Annotated in this window: 18 protein-coding genes; 12 read left to right on the top strand and 6 right to left on the bottom strand. The window is 69.6% G+C overall.

Features of this window, described 5'->3' with window-relative positions:
• Positions 1-66: 66 nt before the first annotated feature.
• Positions 67-1,314 (top strand): O-antigen ligase family protein, encoded by a 1,248-nt coding sequence (locus AB0P08_RS01885; RefSeq protein WP_363587780.1) that lies wholly within the window; start codon positions 67-69, stop codon positions 1,312-1,314.
• Positions 1,315-1,387: 73 nt separating this feature from the next.
• Here the strand turns inward: AB0P08_RS01885 and AB0P08_RS01880 are convergent, their stop codons facing one another.
• Entirely contained in the window at positions 1,388-1,933 is a 546-nt protein-coding gene (locus AB0P08_RS01880; protein ID WP_363587778.1) for a GNAT family N-acetyltransferase, read from the bottom strand.
• Positions 1,930-3,144 (bottom strand): lipopolysaccharide biosynthesis protein, encoded by a 1,215-nt coding sequence (locus tag AB0P08_RS01875; protein WP_363587776.1) that lies wholly within the window; start codon positions 3,142-3,144, stop codon positions 1,930-1,932. Before AB0P08_RS01875 ends, AB0P08_RS01880 begins: the two co-directional genes overlap by 4 nt.
• A gap of 109 nt (positions 3,145-3,253) precedes the next feature.
• Between AB0P08_RS01875 and AB0P08_RS01870 the strand changes: the two genes are divergently transcribed.
• The 3 genes from AB0P08_RS01870 (at position 3,254) to AB0P08_RS01860 (ending at position 7,479) form a co-directional block, all read left to right on the top strand.
• Positions 3,254-4,567: a hypothetical protein gene (locus AB0P08_RS01870; RefSeq protein ID WP_363587774.1), complete on the top strand. Its 1,314-nt coding sequence runs from the start codon at positions 3,254-3,256 to the stop codon at positions 4,565-4,567.
• A 16-nt stretch (positions 4,568-4,583) separates the two neighbouring features.
• Positions 4,584-5,534, top strand: a complete 951-nt coding sequence (locus AB0P08_RS01865) for a GNAT family N-acetyltransferase (protein ID WP_363587772.1) — start codon at positions 4,584-4,586, stop codon at positions 5,532-5,534.
• 64 nt (positions 5,535-5,598) lie between these two features.
• The gene (locus AB0P08_RS01860) at positions 5,599-7,479 is read left to right on the top strand and encodes a DUF4012 domain-containing protein (RefSeq protein ID WP_363587770.1); all 1,881 of its coding nucleotides are present in this window, start codon (positions 5,599-5,601) and stop codon (positions 7,477-7,479) included.
• A 19-nt stretch (positions 7,480-7,498) separates the two neighbouring features.
• Here AB0P08_RS01860 and AB0P08_RS01855 read toward each other — a convergent pair whose 3' ends face one another.
• From AB0P08_RS01855 to AB0P08_RS01845, 3 genes are read right to left on the bottom strand one after another with little or no spacing between them, the layout of a single operon-like run.
• Positions 7,499-8,212 carry an arsenate reductase/protein-tyrosine-phosphatase family protein gene (locus AB0P08_RS01855; protein WP_363587768.1) on the bottom strand — a complete coding sequence of 238 codons (714 nt, stop codon included), beginning with the start codon at positions 8,210-8,212 and terminating at the stop codon, positions 7,499-7,501.
• The gene (locus AB0P08_RS01850; RefSeq protein WP_363587766.1) at positions 8,209-8,685 is read right to left on the bottom strand and encodes a VanZ family protein; all 477 of its coding nucleotides are present in this window, start codon (positions 8,683-8,685) and stop codon (positions 8,209-8,211) included. Before AB0P08_RS01850 ends, AB0P08_RS01855 begins: the two co-directional genes overlap by 4 nt.
• A 35-nt stretch (positions 8,686-8,720) precedes the next feature.
• Entirely contained in the window at positions 8,721-9,656 is a 936-nt protein-coding gene (locus AB0P08_RS01845) for a Ppx/GppA phosphatase family protein (RefSeq protein ID WP_259953048.1), read from the bottom strand.
• A 28-nt stretch (positions 9,657-9,684) separates the two neighbouring features.
• Here AB0P08_RS01845 and coaA point away from each other — a divergent pair, with 28 nt between their 5' ends.
• The 8 genes from coaA to AB0P08_RS01805 all read left to right on the top strand — a co-directional run bounded on the left by coaA (position 9,685) and on the right by AB0P08_RS01805 (position 18,385).
• Complete coding sequence (coaA, locus tag AB0P08_RS01840; protein WP_363587764.1) at positions 9,685-10,638, top strand: type I pantothenate kinase; 954 nt, start codon at positions 9,685-9,687, stop codon at positions 10,636-10,638.
• A 63-nt stretch (positions 10,639-10,701) separates the two neighbouring features.
• Positions 10,702-12,549, top strand: a complete 1,848-nt coding sequence (gene glmS, locus AB0P08_RS01835) for a glutamine--fructose-6-phosphate transaminase (isomerizing) (RefSeq protein ID WP_187663386.1) — start codon at positions 10,702-10,704, stop codon at positions 12,547-12,549.
• A 105-nt stretch (positions 12,550-12,654) separates the two neighbouring features.
• Complete coding sequence (locus tag AB0P08_RS01830) at positions 12,655-13,014, top strand: holo-ACP synthase (protein ID WP_363587762.1); 360 nt, start codon at positions 12,655-12,657, stop codon at positions 13,012-13,014.
• Positions 13,011-14,117: an alanine racemase gene (gene alr / locus AB0P08_RS01825; RefSeq protein ID WP_363587760.1), complete on the top strand. Its 1,107-nt coding sequence runs from the start codon at positions 13,011-13,013 to the stop codon at positions 14,115-14,117. The genes AB0P08_RS01830 and alr overlap by 4 nt, the downstream gene beginning before the upstream one ends.
• Positions 14,114-14,608 (top strand): tRNA (adenosine(37)-N6)-threonylcarbamoyltransferase complex ATPase subunit type 1 TsaE, encoded by a 495-nt coding sequence (gene tsaE, locus AB0P08_RS01820; RefSeq protein WP_396817912.1) that lies wholly within the window; start codon positions 14,114-14,116, stop codon positions 14,606-14,608. Before alr ends, tsaE begins: the two co-directional genes overlap by 4 nt.
• Positions 14,605-15,450, top strand: a complete 846-nt coding sequence (locus AB0P08_RS01815; protein WP_363587758.1) for a response regulator transcription factor — start codon at positions 14,605-14,607, stop codon at positions 15,448-15,450. The genes tsaE and AB0P08_RS01815 overlap by 4 nt, the downstream gene beginning before the upstream one ends.
• Positions 15,451-15,659: 209 nt before the next feature.
• Complete coding sequence (locus AB0P08_RS01810; RefSeq protein ID WP_259953055.1) at positions 15,660-17,252, top strand: sensor histidine kinase; 1,593 nt, start codon at positions 15,660-15,662, stop codon at positions 17,250-17,252.
• Positions 17,249-18,385, top strand: a complete 1,137-nt coding sequence (locus tag AB0P08_RS01805; RefSeq protein WP_363587756.1) for a hypothetical protein — start codon at positions 17,249-17,251, stop codon at positions 18,383-18,385. Before AB0P08_RS01810 ends, AB0P08_RS01805 begins: the two co-directional genes overlap by 4 nt.
• Before the next feature lie 15 nt (positions 18,386-18,400).
• Here the strand turns inward: AB0P08_RS01805 and AB0P08_RS01800 are convergent, their stop codons facing one another.
• The gene (locus AB0P08_RS01800) at positions 18,401-19,069 is read right to left on the bottom strand and encodes a FadR/GntR family transcriptional regulator (protein ID WP_363587754.1); all 669 of its coding nucleotides are present in this window, start codon (positions 19,067-19,069) and stop codon (positions 18,401-18,403) included.
• Positions 19,070-19,313 lie beyond the last annotated feature (244 nt).

Below are 19,313 nucleotides of genomic sequence, written 5' to 3'. Positions count from 1 at the left end.
TCCCGGTTTCGGCGTGCGCACCTGCTGGATCGCCGCGCATCTCGAACGCACGGGTGAGGACGAGTGATGCGCGCTGAGAAGATACGCCGTCCCGGCGGAACCTTCGGAGCCGTGGTTCTGGCGGTTTTCGTTCACTCCGGCTCGCTGAAGTCGAACCCGCTTCTCGCCTGGGTGCCAATCGACCTTACGGTTCTCCTCGGCGCTCTCCTGGCCGTCCTCATCTTCGTGGAGATCATACGGACGGGATACATTCCACGAGCGATCTGGGTCCCGCTCACGATCGCGGCCACCATGCTTCTCGGCCTCGCCCGGATTCAGACGTCGTATGGCGCCGATAAGGCGGCGTCGTTCTTCACGATAACGATGCTGGCGCTCATAGCAGCGGTCATCCTCCTGCAGGAAGACGGTCAGCGCCGCGCCTTCCTCGGAGCGCTCGCGGGTCTGGGAGTCGTCGTCGCCCTGCTCGTCACGGTCTTCCCGGAGCGTACCGCGGAGTGGAGCGAGGTCGTCACGCTGGCCGGCACCAACACGATCTCGACGTCGCAGATGATCGTCGCCGGTGCGGTCATCCTGGGCATGTACGCCGTCGTCGGGCGCAATTCGACGTATCGTCGCGTCATCGCCGCGTTCAGCGCAGGAGTGATGCTTTTCATCGCTCTCGGCACGGGCTCACGGGGCCCGATCGTCGCGGTGGCGATAAGCATCGCGATCGCTCTGCTCCTCGCGCCGGTCTTCAGTCGGCGCCGAGTCCGGTCGGTGATCGCTATCTGCGTGGTGGGCGGCGTCGGGCTGTTCATCGCCCTACAGCAGGGCGGGGAAGGGCTCTCGCGCGTTCTCGGATTCCTCGCCGGCGAACAGGACACGTCTACGGCCGCACGGACTGTGCTTTGGTCGACAGCCTTGAACCACATTTCGCAGCTTCCGTTCGGTGGGGGCTGGGGGTACTTCGGCACCATCCCCGAACTCGCGATCAATGCTGTCAACGGAGGTCAGGCCTATCCCCACAGCGTGCCCCTCGAGATAGCGCTGGAAGCCGGGTGGCTGACCGGTCTGTTTTTCGTCATCCTCGTCTTCGCGAGTTTTGTGCGACTCGTCCGGCGGGCGCAGGATCCCACTTCGGTGATGTTCCTCGTGCTCCTGGTCTTCACGATCACCAACGCGCTGCTTTCGGGAGACATCAATGACAACCGACTGATGTGGGTGCTCATCGCGTCCGCATGGGTGATGCCTATACGCACCGCAGTCAACGGAGGAGACGCCATGAGCGGCAGCGACGCCAAGCCGATGGCGACGGCACAGAAAGCGGGAGGCTAGGAGTCGCTCCGTCCCCCGTCGGCAGACCCGTCTCGAGGCCCATCTCGTCGCTGCTACGGCCGGCCGCCGCGGATCACGCCGGGGTCGTCGGAAGGTCACCTCGTCTGCGGTAAATGAGCCGTCGGCCGATGACCACACTCGTCGTGGGTTCGACCTCCGTGAAACCCGCGCGCTGGATGCCCTTCTGGGAAGCGGTGTTGTCCACCGAGGTGTCTACCGTCACTCGTGTGGCGCCGTGCTCTCGTGCCCAGGCGGTCGTCTCGTGCAGCATCTGCGCGTAGAGACCGCGACCGCGCTGCTCCGGTGCCACGTAGCAGTAGTGGACCAGGCTTTCACCCGCCGCGACCTTCGCGTAGGTGTTCACGACCTGCGGATCATCGGCTGGGGGCGTGACCCAGGCGTGCCCCGCGACTATCCCGTCGACCATCGCGAAGACGCCGAAACGACCGGAATCGAGGAAGCGACGGAAGGCAGCGGCAACCGAAGCGTTTCTGAGGCGCTCAACCTGGCTGACGTTGTCGAACGTGATCGGACGCAGTTCCGCTGTGCGAGCAGGGGGGTGCACGTCATCGGGCCAGACATAGTTGCGGTTGCGGTAGATCTTCAGCAGGCGACTCATACGGTTCCCCCTCGAGACACGATCCGGAGCCCGTAGACCCAGGTGACGATGTAATTGAGCACCTGCGCTGCGTAGAGCGCCCAGACAGCTTCCACGACGCCGGCACCCGTCGCAGCGACGATCGCCGCAGCGACGACGATGAAAGCTATTCGTGAGCCGTCGATGGCGAGCGATGCGACGGACTGATGGACCGCGTAGACGGCGCTCAGCGGCGAGACGATGAGCCCGACGCTCGCGGATACGGCCATTGCTTGCGCAAGCAGCCCGCTCTGCTGCCAGCCTGGCCCGAGTAGCCAGGGCAGAAGCCACGGGGATGCGAAAAGGATCGCCAGGCACATGGGCGCGGCGACCATGCCGATCCTCAGCGTCGCCTTCAGGTAGAGGCCTCGCGAGCTCCCCGCGCGATTCCGCAGACGGTCCGCGATCTCGGCCCCGAACACTTGCGCGAGTGCTGCTCCGAGCAATGCCGCGGGCAGGAACACGAGCCTCTGGGCCATGCCGAGCTGCCCGGCCTCCGCGGTACCGAACCAGGCGGCCACCATGACCAGAGGAAGCTGGCTCCCGAGTGCGTTCAGGAGAGCAGAAGGGGCGAGGATCACAGGGCTTCGCCAATACCTCCGAAAGAGCGCGCGTTGCGATGCCCCGCCGCGTTCAGCGAGCAGAGGCCTGAGGCCCCGATACAGCGCGCCGAAGCCGAGGAGGCGGCCGAAGAGCGCGCCGCCGAGGAGGCCCGTCGCGCTGGGATTGAGCAGCCCGAGCCCGAGCTGCCCGATGGTGATCCCCACGGACTGGATGGTGGAACGCCATCCCACTAGGCCGTAGCTCTTGGCTCGTAAGGCGGCCTGCACGAGGCTCGTGAACAGCCCCGTCGTCAGAACCAGACCGAAGATCCATAGTGGCGCGAGCGGGATCTGGACCCACGCGTCGGAGAGCATCATCGGCCCGAAGAACAGGGCGGCGAGTCCCGCCAACGCCGATACCGACAGCGTCGAGACCAGGGACAGACCGAGAACCCCGCGAGCGTCGTTCTCCGCTTCCGGCAGCAGGATCGCGGAGTCGAACTTCAGCGCGGCGGCCGGCCCGATCGCGCTGGCGATGGCGAGGATCGCGGAGAACGCTCCGAACGCCTCGGGCGGATACATGCGCGAAAGCACGGGAGTGGCGAGAGCGACGATGAGCTGCCCGAGCAACGTCCCCGACGTGATCGCCACGACGCCTCGAGAAGCTGAACTCAATCGCAGACGCCGGACTCTCACCCGTTCATTGTGTCGCATCGTGCGCCGCCGACAGCCGGGCGACCTCTCCAGTAAGCTCGGCGCGATGGCCATGACGACCTCGGGAGACTTCCACGCAGTCTCGATCACGCAGAGCATTGCGCCGAACAAGCAAGTGGACCTCGGCGCCTCTGACGCTCGCTCCGCCGAATGGCAGGGGATCGATTCAGACATCGAGATGAACGTGCTGGCCGTGTGGGCGGCAGAGGAACCCCACCCGCTGCTGTTCGTGACGCTCGACCTGCTGTACCCCGGACAGAGGATACGCGAGGCGGTCGAGGATGCTGCGCCGAGTGTGCCCGCTGACCGCATCGTGGTCGCGGCAAGTCATACGCACCGGGCCCCCATGACGGACCCTTCGAAGCCCGCCCTGGGCAACCCCGACGAAGAGTACATGCAGTGGGTGACGGGAGTGATCACGGAGACCGTACGGACGGTTCTCCTGTCACCGCGGCAGCCGGTGTCGATATCCGTCGGGGACACTTCAGCGGCGCACAGCATCAACCGCCGTCTGCGGAAGAGGGTCGTCGTCGCCCGGCGTCCACGGCTCAACGACATCGTGAACGCACCGAACCCCGAAGGTCCGACGGACGAACAGCTGACCGCTCTCATCGTGAGGGACGCCGTGGGGAAACCCCTCGCCCTGGTGTGGAATTACAGTTGCCACCCCGTTGGAGGGCCGGTGCGCAACGCCGTCAGCAGTCACTACCCGGGGGTCGTCCGCGAGACCGTTCGCGAGGCCCTGGATGCCCCGGCGCTCCCCGTCCTGTTCTTCCAGGGGTTCTCCGGCGACGTTCGTCCGAACGCGAGCACCAAGGTCCACAGCCTTCGGCGCCGGATGCGCCAGCTCATCTCCGGTCGACTGTTCGAGGATATGACGTGGGCGGACTACGGCGAGTGGTGCCGAGGGCTGTCCTCGGCCCTCCTGCGCGCGCTGGATGAAATGACGACGGTCGGAGCCCCGGCGATCACCGGTCGACGGCTCCTCGTCCCGGTGGACCGTATCGTCAAAGGTCGAGCCGTGGGCGTCATGAGCTTCGGACGGCTGGAGATCGGTGACCTGGTCACGGTCTACACAGCGAGCGGCGAACTGGTCGTCGATTACGCGCTGCGCGCGCGGAGGACGGCCACTTCACGCTTCGTGTTCTGTGTGGGCTGCGTGGACGACGTGGTCGGCTACATTCCCAGCCGCCGCGTGCAGGCCGAGGGCGGGTATGAAGGCGGAGGGTTCGCCCGAGCCTTCGGCCTGGAGGGCCTCCAGGACGACGTCCAGGAGGTCGTCGTCGGCGCGTTCCGCGCTCTCGATGAGACCGGAGACCGCTCGGACGAGACCCGGGTTCGCTCCGAGAGGAACATCTGATCGTGGAGGCCGACGAATGACCCCTGGCTCGCCGTCGCTTGGCGGGGCAGATGTGCTCCTCGCCCCCGGTCTGGTCGAATGGAACGAGCGCCGCTGGGGACTGAGCGCTCGCCGCGTCGAGTACCTCTCCGAAGGTCGATCGCCCGCTCGCCTGCGAGCGGTGCTGTACACGGATGGTCGCGGTCGGATACGTCAGCCCCGCCTCGACCCCTACCTCGCGCTCTCCTTCGAGTCGTCAGCCCCGGAAGGAGGGCCGCAGCGCGAGCGTCAGTGGCTGAGCGCCGCCTCTCAGTTGGCAGCGGACCTCGCCGATGGGCGGCTTCACGGAGCGGGCAATCTGCCGCCTGGACTCGGGGACGCACGACCGTTCGCTTGGGGAGGGCTGACGACCGCTGTCCGTTACACCTATACCGGGCCCCTCCCGCATGACGCGGCGCATGCAGAGGCAGCCGTCCGCAAGCGCATGTCGAAAGCACGTCGCGCCGGTTACACCTTCGAGCCCCGTGCCAATGCCGACGATCTCCAGCGGATGCTCGACAGCACGGGCGCACGCCAGAACTTTTCGTATGGATTGAGTTCGGGTGATGTGGATGCATTGACGCGTCTGCTGGGTCCTGAGGTGTTCAGGTGCCATACCGTGAGAGACCCGCTTGGCGAAGTCGTGAGCGCGGGTGCGCGGTTGGTGCAGGCGGGTGGTGTCGCCCTGGACTGGGTACAGGGTACAGAGCCCCGAGCGCTGAACGATGGTGCCGTGCAGCTCATGTACGCCGGTGTCCTGCAGGACCTGGACGAGATGGGTGCGACGAGCTTCGACTTCGGTGGCGCCAACATCGCGGCGGTGGCGCGGGCGAAGTCGTCCTGGGGCTTCCGACTCACGCCCTACGTGTCGATCTCCCGTCCCTCAGTGAAGCAATTGGCTCTGCAGGTTCCTGCAGTGAGGTCATTGGCGCTTCGGATCAAGAGGTAGTTTTCGCCACAGTGGCGCGCAGCGTTGGCGTGAGTCGCGCAGCCAACCATGGTTGAATCGCCGAGTGACTGATCCCAGCCTTCCGCCTGCGACGCGGCGGGAGCAGCGTGCACTGCGCGCATCTTCCTCCGACGCTCCGACGACCGCTGCAACCGACAACGAGCGGACCCGGCCGCGCCGCCGCCGCGTCTGGCTCTGGGTGGGGGTCGCCGGTATGCTCCTCGTCGCTCTGGCCGTGGCCGGAGTGTGGGCGGGAAGCCGAATCTATTCGCAGGCGATGCAGGCGCGATCGCACCTGCTCGCGGCCATGCCGTACGTCGCAGAGGTGAAGGCGGCGATGCTCGCGTCCGACCCTGAAGCGGCCGCGACGGCTGCGGCGGCGTTCCGGGCGGAGGCAGCGGAAGCGCAGGCGGCCGCGTCCGGCAGGGTCTGGGACTTCTTCGAGTCGATCCCGCTCCCACCGCTCGAGAACCTGCGTGCCGTGAGCACCGTCGCTGATGTGGCGGTGTCACTGGCCGATGATGTGCTCGTTCCGGCGAGTGGCGTGAGCGTCGCCGCTCTTGCTCCGTCGGGCGGCAAGATGGATGTCGCGGCACTTCGATCGCTCTCGGGGCTGCTCGATCAGATCGAGGCGGGGACCGACGCCGCGGACGAGCGCCTGGCAGCGCTCGATCACGGTGCCCTGATGGACGAGGTGCGCTCCGGCGTGCAGCAGGTCGAAACGGCACTCGCCGAGATTCAGACGGTGTCGGCGCCGGCCCGCGATGTCGTCGCCGTGCTGCCGGATGCCCTCGGCGCGTCCGGGCCGCGCAACTATCTCGTCATGTTCCAAGGCAATGCCGAAGTGCGGGCGAGCGGGGGCGGTCCCGGCTCGTTCATCCTCCTCAGCGTCGACGACGGTGCCCTGTCGATCGTCGGAGAGGCGGCGGCCACTGAGTTCGACTTCGCGATCCCGGAGCCCGTCGTGCCCATCGACGCAGAGACGGAAGCGCTGTACTCCGACATCGTCGCGCGGTGGATCGCGAACCTGACGGCGACCCCGGATTTCCCCACGAGCGCCGCGCTCGCCAAGGGGTGGTGGTCGACACTGCACGACGATCGGATCGACGGCGTGATCTCGATCGATCCGATCGGCCTGTCGTACATGCTGAATGCGACCGGACCGATCACGCTACCGACGGGCGACGTGCTGACGAGTGAGAACGCGGCATCCCTGCTCCTCAACGAGGCGTACTTCAAGTACCCGGACGGCGCCGACTCCAACCGGTTCTTCTCCGCCGTCTCGCTCTCCGTCTTCGGCGCCCTGACCGGCGGGAGCGTCGAGCCCGTTCCGATGATGGCCGCGCTGACGCGCGCCGCCGACGAGGGTCGCCTCAAGATCTGGAGCTCCGACGAGGACGAAGCCGCGCTGCTCGGGGAGTCCCCGCTGTCGGGACGACTCCCGTCGACGAACGACACGGAGAGCGCGGTCGGGGTGTTCTTCAACGACACGACGGGTTCGAAGATGGACTACTACGTCGATGCCGCGGTGGCCGTGCAGGCGGACACCTGCGCCGCTGAGGCCCCGCGCTGGACGACGACGGTCACACTCCAGAACCACATCACGGCGGGTGCGGCCGGAGAGCTCCCGCGCTACATCACGGGTCCCTACTTCACGCCGGGGAACATCGGGACGGACTTCGTCGTCTACACACCGGTCGACGCCACGATCGAGGGGTGGACGCTGAACGGCAAACCGTTCGACGCGATCGCACACACGACTCATCTCGGGCGAGACGCGCTGCGGGTGAACGTCGTCCTTCCGCCGGAATCGACAGCCACCCTCGAGGTCACCATGGCGGGCACCGCCGGGAGCACTGCGGCTGACCTCGGGCCGACGACGGTCCGTCACACACCGATGGTGCGGGAGACGCCGGTGAGCATCGACGAGCCGACCTGCGGCTAGGCGGTGCTTCGCGGTCGTCTCAGCGCAGCGCCGCGCGGACGATCCGCTCGACCTCGGTCAGCGCCGGGGTGAGCTGCGCACCCGAGAGCGCGTACGTCTCCCGCGACCGGCGGTACGGATCGATGACGTCGTCGTCCTCCGGCCGTGCGGGGGTGAGGCCGCGCTGATCCCCGACGGCGCGGAGCACGGCGGCGAACCGGTCGCGCAGCGCTCCGTCCCCCCGGGCGGCGTCCTGGACCTCGTCGGTGCTCAGCGTCGATGCGAGCCGTGCGAACTCGCGCAGCGTGAACGTGCGTCGGAGAGCACCCGGCACCATCTTCACGACGGTGGAGCGGTGCTCGCGCGCCATCGTCAGCACGAGGTCGGCGCCTGTGATGTAGGGCTCGACGAGGTAGCGGGCGCGGTGAGCGGCGGCGATCGCCGGATCGGCCCCGCCGAGCGTCGCGAGTTCGAGGGCTTCCTCCGGCATGCCGTGCCCGTCGAGCGCGTGCGTCCCGGCGCTGTGCACGCGGACGCCCAGCGGCTCGAGCCGCTGTCGGAGCAGCACCTCGGCGAGGGGAGAGCGGCAGATGTTCCCGGTGCACACCGTCAGGATGGTCAGCGTCTCGCCGGCGGGGGCGATCGGACTGACGCCGTTCTCGGGGACGGCGGTGGGCGCGGGCCGGTCCTGCTGCTCGCGCCACTCTCTGCGGCTCATGCCGGCCGGCCGGCCGTCGAGGGGAGGGAGGGTCACGAAGCCAGCCTAGGGTCCCTCGGTCCGTCCGGACCGCGTGGCAACAGGGCCAGCAGCAGAGTCGCCACGACGGCTCCGAGGAAGGTGCCGGTGGTATTGGCGATCACATCGCTGAGCGTGGGGAACCGGGACGGCATCAAGCCCTGCACCGACTCGATCACGACGCTCAGCAGACCACCGGCGAGCGTGACCTGCCAGAGTCGAAGCCGTGGCCAGGCGACGGGCAGCAACAGCCCGACAGGGACGAAGAGGGCGACGTTGGCCAGGACCTCCAGCACCACGGCGCTCTGCTGGTAGGGCGCGATGCCGGCTTCCGCGACCCAGCGGGCCATCACGCCCACGAGACCCGTGACCTTGGACGACACGGCCGCGGGCAGCCAGACGGTGAAGCCCACGAACAGCAGGTAGCTGACCAGGGCGACGCGGGCTGCCACCCTGCCGCGCGGGGCACGGGTGGCGAGGGTCGGGGTCATGGCGTCATGCTATCCGCGCCGCCGGAGCAGCCCTCTCAGGATCGCGACCCGAGCTGCTCGATGTACCGCAGCAGCACTCCTTCGCGCAGCGCCCACGGCGACACCTCCAGCTCCTCCACCCCCAGTGCGCTCATCGCAGCATGCAGCGACACCGCGGCCGCCACGATCTGGAACGTCCGGTCGGGCGTGATCCCCGGGAGCTCCTGGCGCGCCGAGGCGGGAAGGCGCGCGAGCCGCGGGATCCACGACCCGAGCGCCTCGCGGGGGAGCAGCATCCGCTCGATACCCGACCAGCCGGGGACGGGATAGCCGACCAATCGTGCGAGCGAACGGATCGCCTTGGAGGACCCCACGACGTGGTCCGGACGGGGGAGGGCATGGAACCGGGGGACGACCGCGTCGAGAGTCGCTGCGGCGTGTGCCCGCAGCCGCTCCACATCGTCCTCACCCGGCGGATCCTGCGGGAGGAACTGCACCGTCATGCGCCCGGCTCCGAGCGGCACGGAGGCGGCGACGTCCGGCACCTCCTCGGCGCCCGCGGCGATCTCCAGGGAGCCGCCGCCGATGTCGAGGAGCAGCAGCTGGCCGGCGGACCACCCGAACCAGCGCCGCACCGCGAGGAAGGTGAGCGCGGCCTCGGTCTCCCCGTCGAGCACCTGGAGCGGCTGACCCAGGACGGCCTCGATGCGCGCGATCACCTCGGCTCCGTTGCGGGCATCGCGCACGGCGCTCGTGGCCGTGGCGAGGAGCGCGTCCACGCGTTCCGCCTCCGCCACCCGGCGCGCCTGCGCGACAGCGGTCTCCAGGGCCTGCACGCCGTCCTCCGCGATCGCCCCGTCCGGTGTGAGGTACCGCATGAGGCGCAGCACGGTCCGGTCGCTCGTGGTCGCGAGCGGTCGTCCGCCCGGGCGTACGTCGGCGGCGAGCATGTGGACGGTGTTGGATCCGATGTCGAGGACTCCCAGGCGCACGGGATGAGGATACTCGCGCGCGGTTACGATGGACGACGTGACCACCGCCGACCCCACAGTGCCGCTGTCGCCGTACCGGGAGATCGGGCGCGCGGAGTGGGCGCGTCTCGCCGCCGGACTCGACCAGCCTCTCACCGAGACCGAGGTCGTGGAGCTGCGGGGGATCGGCGATCGTCTCGACCTCACCGAGGTCCGTGAGGTCTACCTCCCGTTGAGCCGGCTGCTGAGCCTGTACGCGAGCGCGACGAAGCAGCTCGGTGCGGCCACCTCGTCGTTCCTCCAGGAGGACGACACGACCACGCCCTTCGTCGTCGGTGTCGCCGGCTCCGTGGCCGTGGGCAAGTCGACCATCGCCCGGCTCCTCCGCGAGCTGATGAGCCGGTGGCCGGGGACGCCGCGCGTGGAGCTGGTGACGACGGACGGCTTCCTCTACCCGAACGCCGAGCTGGAGCGCCGGGGCCTCATGGACCGCAAGGGCTTCCCGGAGTCGTACGACCGCCGGGCGCTGATCGAGTTCCTCACGGAGGTCAAGAGCGGAGCGCCCGAGGTGCGGGCGCCGTTCTACTCCCACATGCGCTACGACATCGTGCCGGACGCGCACGTCGTGGTGCGCCGCCCGGACGTCGTGATCGTCGAGGGGCTCAACGTCCTGCAGCCTCCGCCCGCGCCGAACGACGTCGCCGTCAGCGACCTCTTCGACTTCTCGATCTTCGTGGACGCCGACACCGCGCACATCGAGAAGTGGTACGTCGACCGGTTCCTCGCGCTGCGGCAGGGGGCCTTCAGCAACCCGTCGTCCTACTTCAACGTGTTCGCGCACCTTACCGACGAGGAGGCGATCACCACCGCACTGGGATATTGGAACGAGATCAACATGCCGAACCTCGTCGAGAACGTCATGCCCACGCGGCACCGCGCGCGGCTGGTTCTGCGCAAGGGCGCGGATCACGACGTGGAGAGCGTGCTGCTGCGTAAGCTCTGAGCCCCTCCGGCGGCGCCCTATTGTTCGGACGACTCGCAAAAATTCCCGCTTACCCTTATCCCCATGTGTGGAATCGTCGGATACGTGGGCCCGCGGCCCAGCCAGGACATCCTTCTCGCCGGCCTCGCCCGGCTCGAGTACCGCGGCTATGACTCCGCGGGCATCGCCGTGATCGACGGCGAGGGAACGCTGGGCATGCGCAAGAAGGCGGGCAAGCTCGCCATGCTGCGCGACTCGCTCGGCGATGCACCCCTCGCCGACGGCACGACCGGCATCGGTCACACCCGGTGGGCCACGCACGGCGGCCCGACCGACGTCAACGCGCACCCGCACCTCGCCGACGACGACAAGCTCGCGGTGATCCACAACGGCATCATCGAGAACTTCGCCGCGCTGCGCGACGAACTCCTCGCCGACGGCGTCGCCTTCCGCAGCGAGACCGACACCGAGGTGGCCGCGGCTCTGCTCGGCCGCGAGTATGCCGGCAACGGGGGCGACCTCGCGCTCGCGTTCCGCGCCGTCGTCAACCGCCTCGAGGGCGCCTTCACGCTCCTCGCGATGCACCAGGACCACCCGGGTCTCGTCGTCGGCGCCCGCCGCAACTCGCCGCTCGTGATCGGCCTGGGCGAGGGGGAGAACTTCCTCGGCTCCGACGTCGCCGCCTTCGTGGAGCACACCCGCAAGGCCCTCGCGATCGGTCAGGACCAGATCGTCTCGATCACCCCCGACGCGGTGACCGTGACCGACTTCGCCGGCACGCCCGTCGCCGCCGAGCCGTTCGACGTCTCGTGGGACGCCGCCGCCGCCGAGAAGGGCGGATGGTCGAGCTTCATGGCCAAGGAGGTCGCGGAGCAGCCGGAAGCCGTCGCGAACACCATCCGCGGCCGCATCCGCGACGGTCAGGTCGTCATCCCGGAGCTGGACGGTCTCGACGACCTGTTCGTCGGCATCAACCGTGTCATCATCACCGCGTGCGGCACCGCGTCCTACGCGGCCCTCGTCGGCAAGTACGCGATCGAGCAGTGGGCGCGCGTGGCGGTCGACGTCGAGCTCGCCCACGAGTTCCGGTACCGCGACCCCGTCATCGGCGCGGACACCCTCGTCGTCTCGATCAGCCAGTCCGGCGAGACCATGGACACCCTGATGGCCGTGAAGTACGCCCGGGAGCGCGGTGCCCGCACGTTGTCGGTCTGCAACACGCAGGGGGCGACCATCCCGCGCGAGTCCGACGCCGTCGTCTACACGCACGCCGGCCCCGAGGTCGCCGTCGCCTCGACCAAGGCGTTCTCCGCCCAGATCACGGCCCTGCTCCTGCTCGGCCTGCACATGGGACGCGTCCGCGGCGTCGTGGCCGACGCCTCGACCGATGTCGAGGAGCTCGCCGCGCTGCCGGAGAAGGTCGCGAAGGTGCTGGAGAGCGAGCACGAGCACGTGACCCAGCTCGCGGGCTGGATGGCCGACACCCGGTCGGTGCTCTTCCTCGGTCGCCACGTGGGCTACCCGATCGCGCTCGAGGGTGCGCTCAAGCTCAAGGAGATCTCCTACATCCATGCGGAGGGCTTCGCCGCCGGCGAGCTCAAGCACGGTCCGATCGCGCTGATCGAGCCGGGCCAGCCCGTGTTCGTGCTCGTGCCGTCGCCGCGGCACTCGGCACTCGTGCACTCCAAGGTCGTCTCCAACATCCAGGAGATCCGCGCCCGCGGTGCCCGCGTGATCGTGGTGGCGGAGGAGGGCGACGCCGCCGTGCTGCCCTTCGCCGACGAGGTCATCCACATCCCGCTCGCCGGCCCGATGTTCGAGCCGCTACTGGCCGTCGTCCCTCTGCAGATCTTCGCGATGGCGCTGGCGACCGCGAAGGGCCTCGACGTGGACCAGCCGCGCAACCTCGCGAAGTCCGTCACGGTGGAGTGACCGCCGACCCACCCTGTTCTGTTCGCCCCACCCCTCTGCGTGCGCACGCAGAGGGGTGGGGCGTTCGTAACGGGGTGGGTGGGGAAGCCCGAGTAGGCTGAACGCGTGATCATCGGCACCGGCATCGACCTCGTGGACATCCCGCGGTTCGAGCGCACGATGACCAGGACGCCTCGTCTGCGGGAGCGGCTGTTCGCCCCGTCCGAACGGGAGCTCCGGCTGCCGTCCCTGGCCGCGCGGTACGCCGCGAAGGAAGCGCTGATCAAGGCCCTCGGCGGCTCCGACGGCGTGCACTGGGCCGAGATCGAGATCGCCTCCGAGCCCTCAGGGCGGCCGCATTTCGTGCTGTCCGGATCCACCGCCGCGGTGGTCGAGGAACGCGGCATCCTCACGCTGCACCTCACCCTCACCCACGACGCCGGTCTGGCTGCCGCGTTCGTCGTCGCCGAAGGAGCCCCGCTGTGACCGTCCCGTTCCGCGAGGCGACGATCGACCTGGATGCGATCGCCGACAACGTGCGGCACTTCCGTCGCCTGACCGGCGTGGAGGTGCTCGTCGTCGTGAAGGCGAACGCGTACGGCCACGGTGCCGCCCCGGCCGCCGTGGCGGCTCTCTCCGCCGGCGCCACCCGCCTCGGCGTGGCCGAGATCCCGGAGGCACTGGAGCTGCGGCGTCAGGGCGTGCACGCCCCGATCGTGGCCTGGCTGCACGCTCCGGGGGAGCGCTTCGTCCAGGCGGCCGCCGAGGGGATCGAGCTCGGCATCTCGTCATACGACCAGCTGCAGGCGGCGGCCGCCGCCGCATCCGGAGACCGCCCGGTCGCCGTGCACCTGAAGCTCGAGACCGGGTTGTCGCGCAACGGCATCGCCCCCGACGGCTGGGGGACGGTGCTCGCGGAGGCCGCTCGCCTGGAGCGCATCGGACGGGTGAGGGTCGTGGGACTCTTCAGCCACCTCTCCAACGCCTCGCCCGCCGACGACCGTGCCGCGCTCGCCCGATTCGAGGAAGGGGTGGCGCAGGCCGCCGCTCTCGGCGTGCGACCCGAGATCCGCCACATCGCCGCCACGGCCGCCGCCATCGACCTCCCCGAGACGCGACTGGACGCCGTCCGCATCGGCATCGGCACCTACGGCCTCTCGCCCTTCGACGACCGCTCCTCGGCGGAACTGGGCCTGCGTCCGGCCATGACCCTTCGTGGGGCGGTCGCCGCCGTGCGTCGCGTTCCCGCCGGCACCGGCGTCTCCTACGACTACGCGCACCGCACGGACCGGGAGACCACCCTGGCGCTCGTGCCGCTGGGGTATGCCGACGGCGTCCCCCGCAGCGCCTCGGGGCGACTGCCCGTGTCCATCGGAGGGCGGCGCTACACGAACGTGGGACGGATCGCGATGGATCAGTTCGTCGTGGACGTCGGCGATGCCCCGGTCGCGGTCGGCGACGAGGTCATCCTCTTCGGGGACCCGACCCTCGGCGTGCCCTCGGCCGCGGACTGGGCCGAGGCCGCCGGCACCATCGGCTACGAGATCGTCACCCGCATCGGGCACCGGGTGCCGCGGAGGACGACGTGAGCCTGGACCCGGCGTTCCTCGGACGCCGGCGGATCGCCACCTCCGAGGAGATGGAGCAGCTCGGGCTGCGCATCGGCGAGCAGCTCGAACCGGGAGACCTGCTCATCCTCACCGGACCCCTGGGGGCGGGTAAGACCACGTTCACCCGGGGTCTGGCCGAAGGACTCGGCGTGCGGGGGCCCGTGCAGAGCCCGACCTTCGTGATCGCCCGCACCCACCCGTCCCTGGTCGGCCGAGCGCCGCTCGTGCACGTGGACGCGTACCGCCTCGGCTCTGCCGCCGAACTCGACGACCTCGACCTCGATCTGGAGCGGTCGGTCGTGGTCGTGGAGTGGGGCCGCGGCATGGCGGAGGAGCTCGCCGACGCCTGGTGGGACGTCGAGATCGAACGCCCCGTCGGAGCCGGCGACGACGAGGACGACCTCGACCCCTCGGAGCTGGACGCCGACGCGCCGCGCTTCGTCACGATCGCCCGCGAGGAGCGCGCGTGACGGGGGAGACGCCGCTGGTCGCGGTCATCATCGAAGACGACCCGGGTGTGCGGTCACTCCTGGACGAGGTGTTCCTCGCCGCGGGCTTCCGCACCGTGCTGGCGGGTTCCGGTCCGGACGGTCTCGCGGCCGTGGCGGCGCACCACCCGATCATCACCACCCTCGACATCAACCTCCCCGGCATCGACGGGTTCGAGGTCGCGCGACGCATCCGACGGGTCAGCGACACCTTCATCATCATGCTGTCCGCCCTCGCCGAGGAGTCGGACGTGGTGCTGGGCCTCACCTCCGGTGCCGACGAGTACCTGGTCAAGCCCTTCCGGCCGCGCGAGCTGCGGGCGCGGATCGAGGCGCTCCTCCGCCGAACCCGCCTGTCCGCGGCGGACAAGGGGACGCCCGCGGCCGCGAGCGCCCCGCCGCCCCGGGTCACCGTCTCGACGGCCTCCGCGGCGTCGAGCGCGTCCCTGCCGGTCATCACCGCCGCCGACGCCACCGTCGCCACCTGGCGAGGGCTCGTGCACCGCGACCTCAGCCTCGACCTCGATACGCGTCTCGTGCTCGTCTCCCAGCGCCCCGTCGAACTCACCCCCACCGAGTTCGATCTGCTCGCCGCGCTCCTCGAGGCCGGCCGCAGAGTCTGCAGCAAGGCCGACCTCGCACGCGGGCTGCGCGGCCTCTCCGGAGACGCCTTCGACCGGGTGAGCGAACCGGACAAACGGGCCATCGAGACGCACATGGCCAATCTGCGCCGGAAGCTCGGTGACAACCCGAATTCCCCGCGCTACATCGAGACGGTGCGCGGCGTCGGCTACCGTCTGACCTCCGACGACCGGCCCGTCTGAGGAGAGGGGTCGAGGCCGCGGCTCCCCCACCGCGGCCCCGGATGCCTGCGAATCCCCACTCGCGCGGCCCCAGCTTCTGCGAAATCCCCAGTCGCAGCGTCGGCTCCCACTCAGAATCGTAGGACGGGAAGGCCACCTGAAGAGCGCGAAGTGACGATCTTTGAGTAATCTTGCGTGAATGCTGAGGATCGACCGGGAGGCGGGCCTTGATGATCCGCACGGTCTCGATCTGGCGGTGGCAGCTGGTGTTCACCGCGAGCATCGTCGCCATCGTGGTGATGGTCGCGGGCTTCAAGCCGCAGACCCTCGCGATCCCGCTGTTCATCGGCGGGATCGGCCTCATCGTGGTCACCACCCTCGTGGCGCTCATGGTGCCCTGGCGGCGCCTGCCGCGCACGGCGGTGACCGTCCTCCCGCTGCTGGACGTGCTCGGGGTGGGACTGACGACGAACGTGCCGGATCTCCGGCTCGGCTTCCTCTGGGTGTTCCCGGTCGTCTGGTTGGCGACCTACTTCTCGATGCCCTGGGTGTTCGTCGGCATCGTCCTCAGCGGCGGCTGCCTCGTGTTCTTCGCGGACCGCTCCGGGCCGCCGGAGGACGTGCTGCTCCGGGTGCTCACCGTCGTCATCACCCTGAGCTTCCTCGGCGTGACCGTCCGTATCGGTGCCCAACGCTCCGGTGCGGCGCGGCGGCTCCTGCAGCGCCGTTCCGAGCAGGTGAACAGGGCGGCGGAGCGGGCCGAGACGAACCAGGAGCGCGTCACGCAGGTCATCGACGCGCTGGGCATCGCGCTGGTGGTGGTCACCTCCGCGGGCCGCGTCCTGCAGATGAACGACGCCTACCGCGCCCTGTACGGCCGCGACCGCTTCGGCACAGCGCTCCCGTCGGCCTCCGTCGAGTACGACGCGCGGCGCGGAACGGCTCTGACGCCGGAGCGCACCACGCTGGCACGAGCCGCCGCGGGGGAGCAGATGCGGGAGGAGCGGGTGTGGCTGTACGACGGTGCAGGGCAGTGGCATGCCCTGGCCGTGACCACCCAGCCGATCGCAAGTGCCCGGGAGGGGGAGAGCATCACCCTCGTCGTCATCGATGACGTCACCGCCCTCCTCGAGGCCGCCGAGGAGCGTCGGGCGCTGACCGCCGTGATCTCCCACGAACTGCGCAACCCGCTCACGGCGATCATCGGCCATGTCGAGCTCCTGCGGGAGCGCGACGACCTCCCCGGCCGGGTGCCGGCGCAGATCGAGGTCATCGCGGACGCCGGGGAGCGGCTGCAGGATCTCGTCACGAGCATGCAGGCTCAGACGGGGCGGATCTCGCACGACCCCTTCGAGCCGGTGGACCTGCGCGTGGTCGTGGAGGAGTCCGCCGCATCGTTCGCGCCCCTGATGGGCGCCGCGCGCCAGGAACTCGTGCTCGATGGGGCGGAGCGGGTGGTGATCACGGGAGACGCGTTCCGGTTGCGTCAGGTGGTGGACAACCTCCTGGGCAACGCCGCCAAGTACACGGAGGGAGGCGGTCGCATCACGGTACGGCTGGTGGAGTCCGACGGCCATGCGGAGGTCACGGTGGCGGACACGGGGATCGGCATCTCCGAGGACGAGCTGCCGCGACTGTTCGAGCCGTACTTCCGCGCCGACAGCGCCGTGCGCGGCGGCATCCCCGGTACCGGGCTCGGCATGGGCATCGCGCGGGACATCGTGGTCGCGCACGGCGGCGTCATCCTCGTGTCGAGCGAGGTGGACGTCGGCACCACCGTCACCGTCCGTTTCCCCCGACGAACGAAAGAGGACCCCGTATGACACCGCTCGTGCCCGTGAGCGTCGATGTCACCACGAGCATGGTGGCGGTGGTGACCGTGCTCACCGCGGTCGTCGTCGGTCTCGCGACTCTCGCCCGACCGAGCAGGGCGACCATCGTCTGGGGGGTCGCCTTCGGTATCGGGATGCTCGGCGCCTACCTGTGGCTGGCCGGGCACCACACCGGCAGCCCCGTGCTGCGGGCGGCCGCGTCCGCCATCGTCGTCTGCTTCGTGCCGCTGGTGTGGATCGGCGTGCGGATGCATTTCGAGCGCACGGCGCCCTGGCTGCCGGTCGTCCTCGCGCTCGTCGGCGTCCCCACGGCGCTGATCCTCACGGCGGGCACGCGCTGGTATCTGCCGGTCTTCCACGTCGTCTTCCTGGCGATGGCGGTCTTCGCCGGCCTGCTCGCCTGGGAGCTGCTCCGAGGGCAGCCGGCGTCGCGGGACATCGTGCTGCCTCTCGCGCTCGCCGCGTGCGGCTTCGTCGTGGTCGCCGTCGTGAGCGCCGGCTCCGCCCTCGTCTCGGGAGGCGTGAGCACGGAGGAGCAGCTCAGCGCGCTGCGCGGGATGAACGCGGTCGGGACGATCGTCGTGAGCACGTGCGCAGCCTTCACCCTCGTGCTCCTCGTGCGGGTGGAGAGCGCGACGCCCGGGACGGACGGCGCGGCGGAGCGCGCCAGGGAGCGGCTTCGCAAGGCGTCAGCGCAGAAGGACCCCGCCTGGTCGATCCTCGACATCCGCCTGGACGACCCCACCGACCTCCGCGAGGCGTCGAGCAGCGCCGGCTTCCGACGCATCGCCGATCGGTTCCACGCGGACATCGGCGACGCGCTTCCGGCGACAGCCGATGCGGAGCGGGTCGCCGACGACCGCGCGATCGTCATCATCCACGGAAGCGACGAGGCGGTGCGGTTCCACCTGCGGGCGATCCTGGCATCCGTGTCGATCATCGATCTGGAGGCGCCTGCGAGCGGGATCCGCTCGTCCGCCAGCATCGGCTGGGCGACGGCAGCCGTCGCGGGATACGACTACGACACACTCGTCGCGGCGGCGGCATCCGCGGCGGAACGGGCGCGCGACGCCGGCGGGGATCAGTGGAAACGGGCGCAGGAGTCGGATCTGACTACCGTCTGAGCTCGCCTTCCGGTGTCAGCCGAACAGCCTCTTCACCGTATCGAGGTGCTCGCGGGTCAGGGCGCCGGCTGTCTGGGGGTCGCGCGCGGCGATCGCATCGCCGATACGCCCGTGCGCGTCCTGGTCGGCGGCGTCGCCGTGATGGCCGCGGATGCGCAGCATGTCGATCATGGCCTGCAGCGAGCGCGGGGCGAAGCCGTCGAACAGCTCTCGCAGCACGGGATTGCCGGACGCGACGACGACGGCGCGGTGGAAGGCCATGTCCGCCTCGACGTGCGCGCGGACGTCCGTGCGACGACGGTCACGTTCCGCGAGCGTGCGCGTCAGCTCGTCCAGGTCTGCGGAGGTCCGGCGCTCGGCGGCGAGAGCCGCGGCTTCGACCTCGATCGCGGTGCGGGCCTCGAGGACGGCGATGATGTCGGCGCGATCGAGGACGGCATCCCAACTCGCGGCGGGTTCCGTGGCCGTGACGAAGACGCCGGCGCCCTGGCGTGTGGCGAGCACGCCTCGCCCCGCGAGGATCCGGATCGCCTCCCTGGCCGTCGACCTTCCGACCCCGAGCTGCGGAGCGAGCGTCGTCTCGCCCGGCAGCTTGTCGCCGACCTGCCACTCGCCGGCTCCGATGCGTGCGAGAAGGAGCTCGGCGGCCTGTTCGGCGAGGGATTCGCGGCGCACGGTCGTCATGGGCCCATTCTCGCATCCGACGCACTTCTCTGCTTGTCTGAGGAGTTGTGCTAGAGTGCCCGTATGCGCACGCTTCGGTTCCTCCTCCTTCGCCGCCACGGCGGGGCCTGATCAGACCGGCTCCTCGTCGTGGAGCCGCAGCACGCGTCGGTCGCCCTCCCCGCGATCCGAACAGGAACCAGACCATGACCCCGTCCCGCGCTTTCCCGACCCTCTCGACTCCCTCCGGTGTCCTGCCCGACGA

It is taken from the genome of Microbacterium meiriae, from assembly GCF_040686935.1.
GTDB lineage: Bacteria > Actinomycetota > Actinomycetes > Actinomycetales > Microbacteriaceae > Microbacterium > Microbacterium meiriae.
This window is presented reverse-complemented; position numbering and strand designations above follow the sequence as displayed.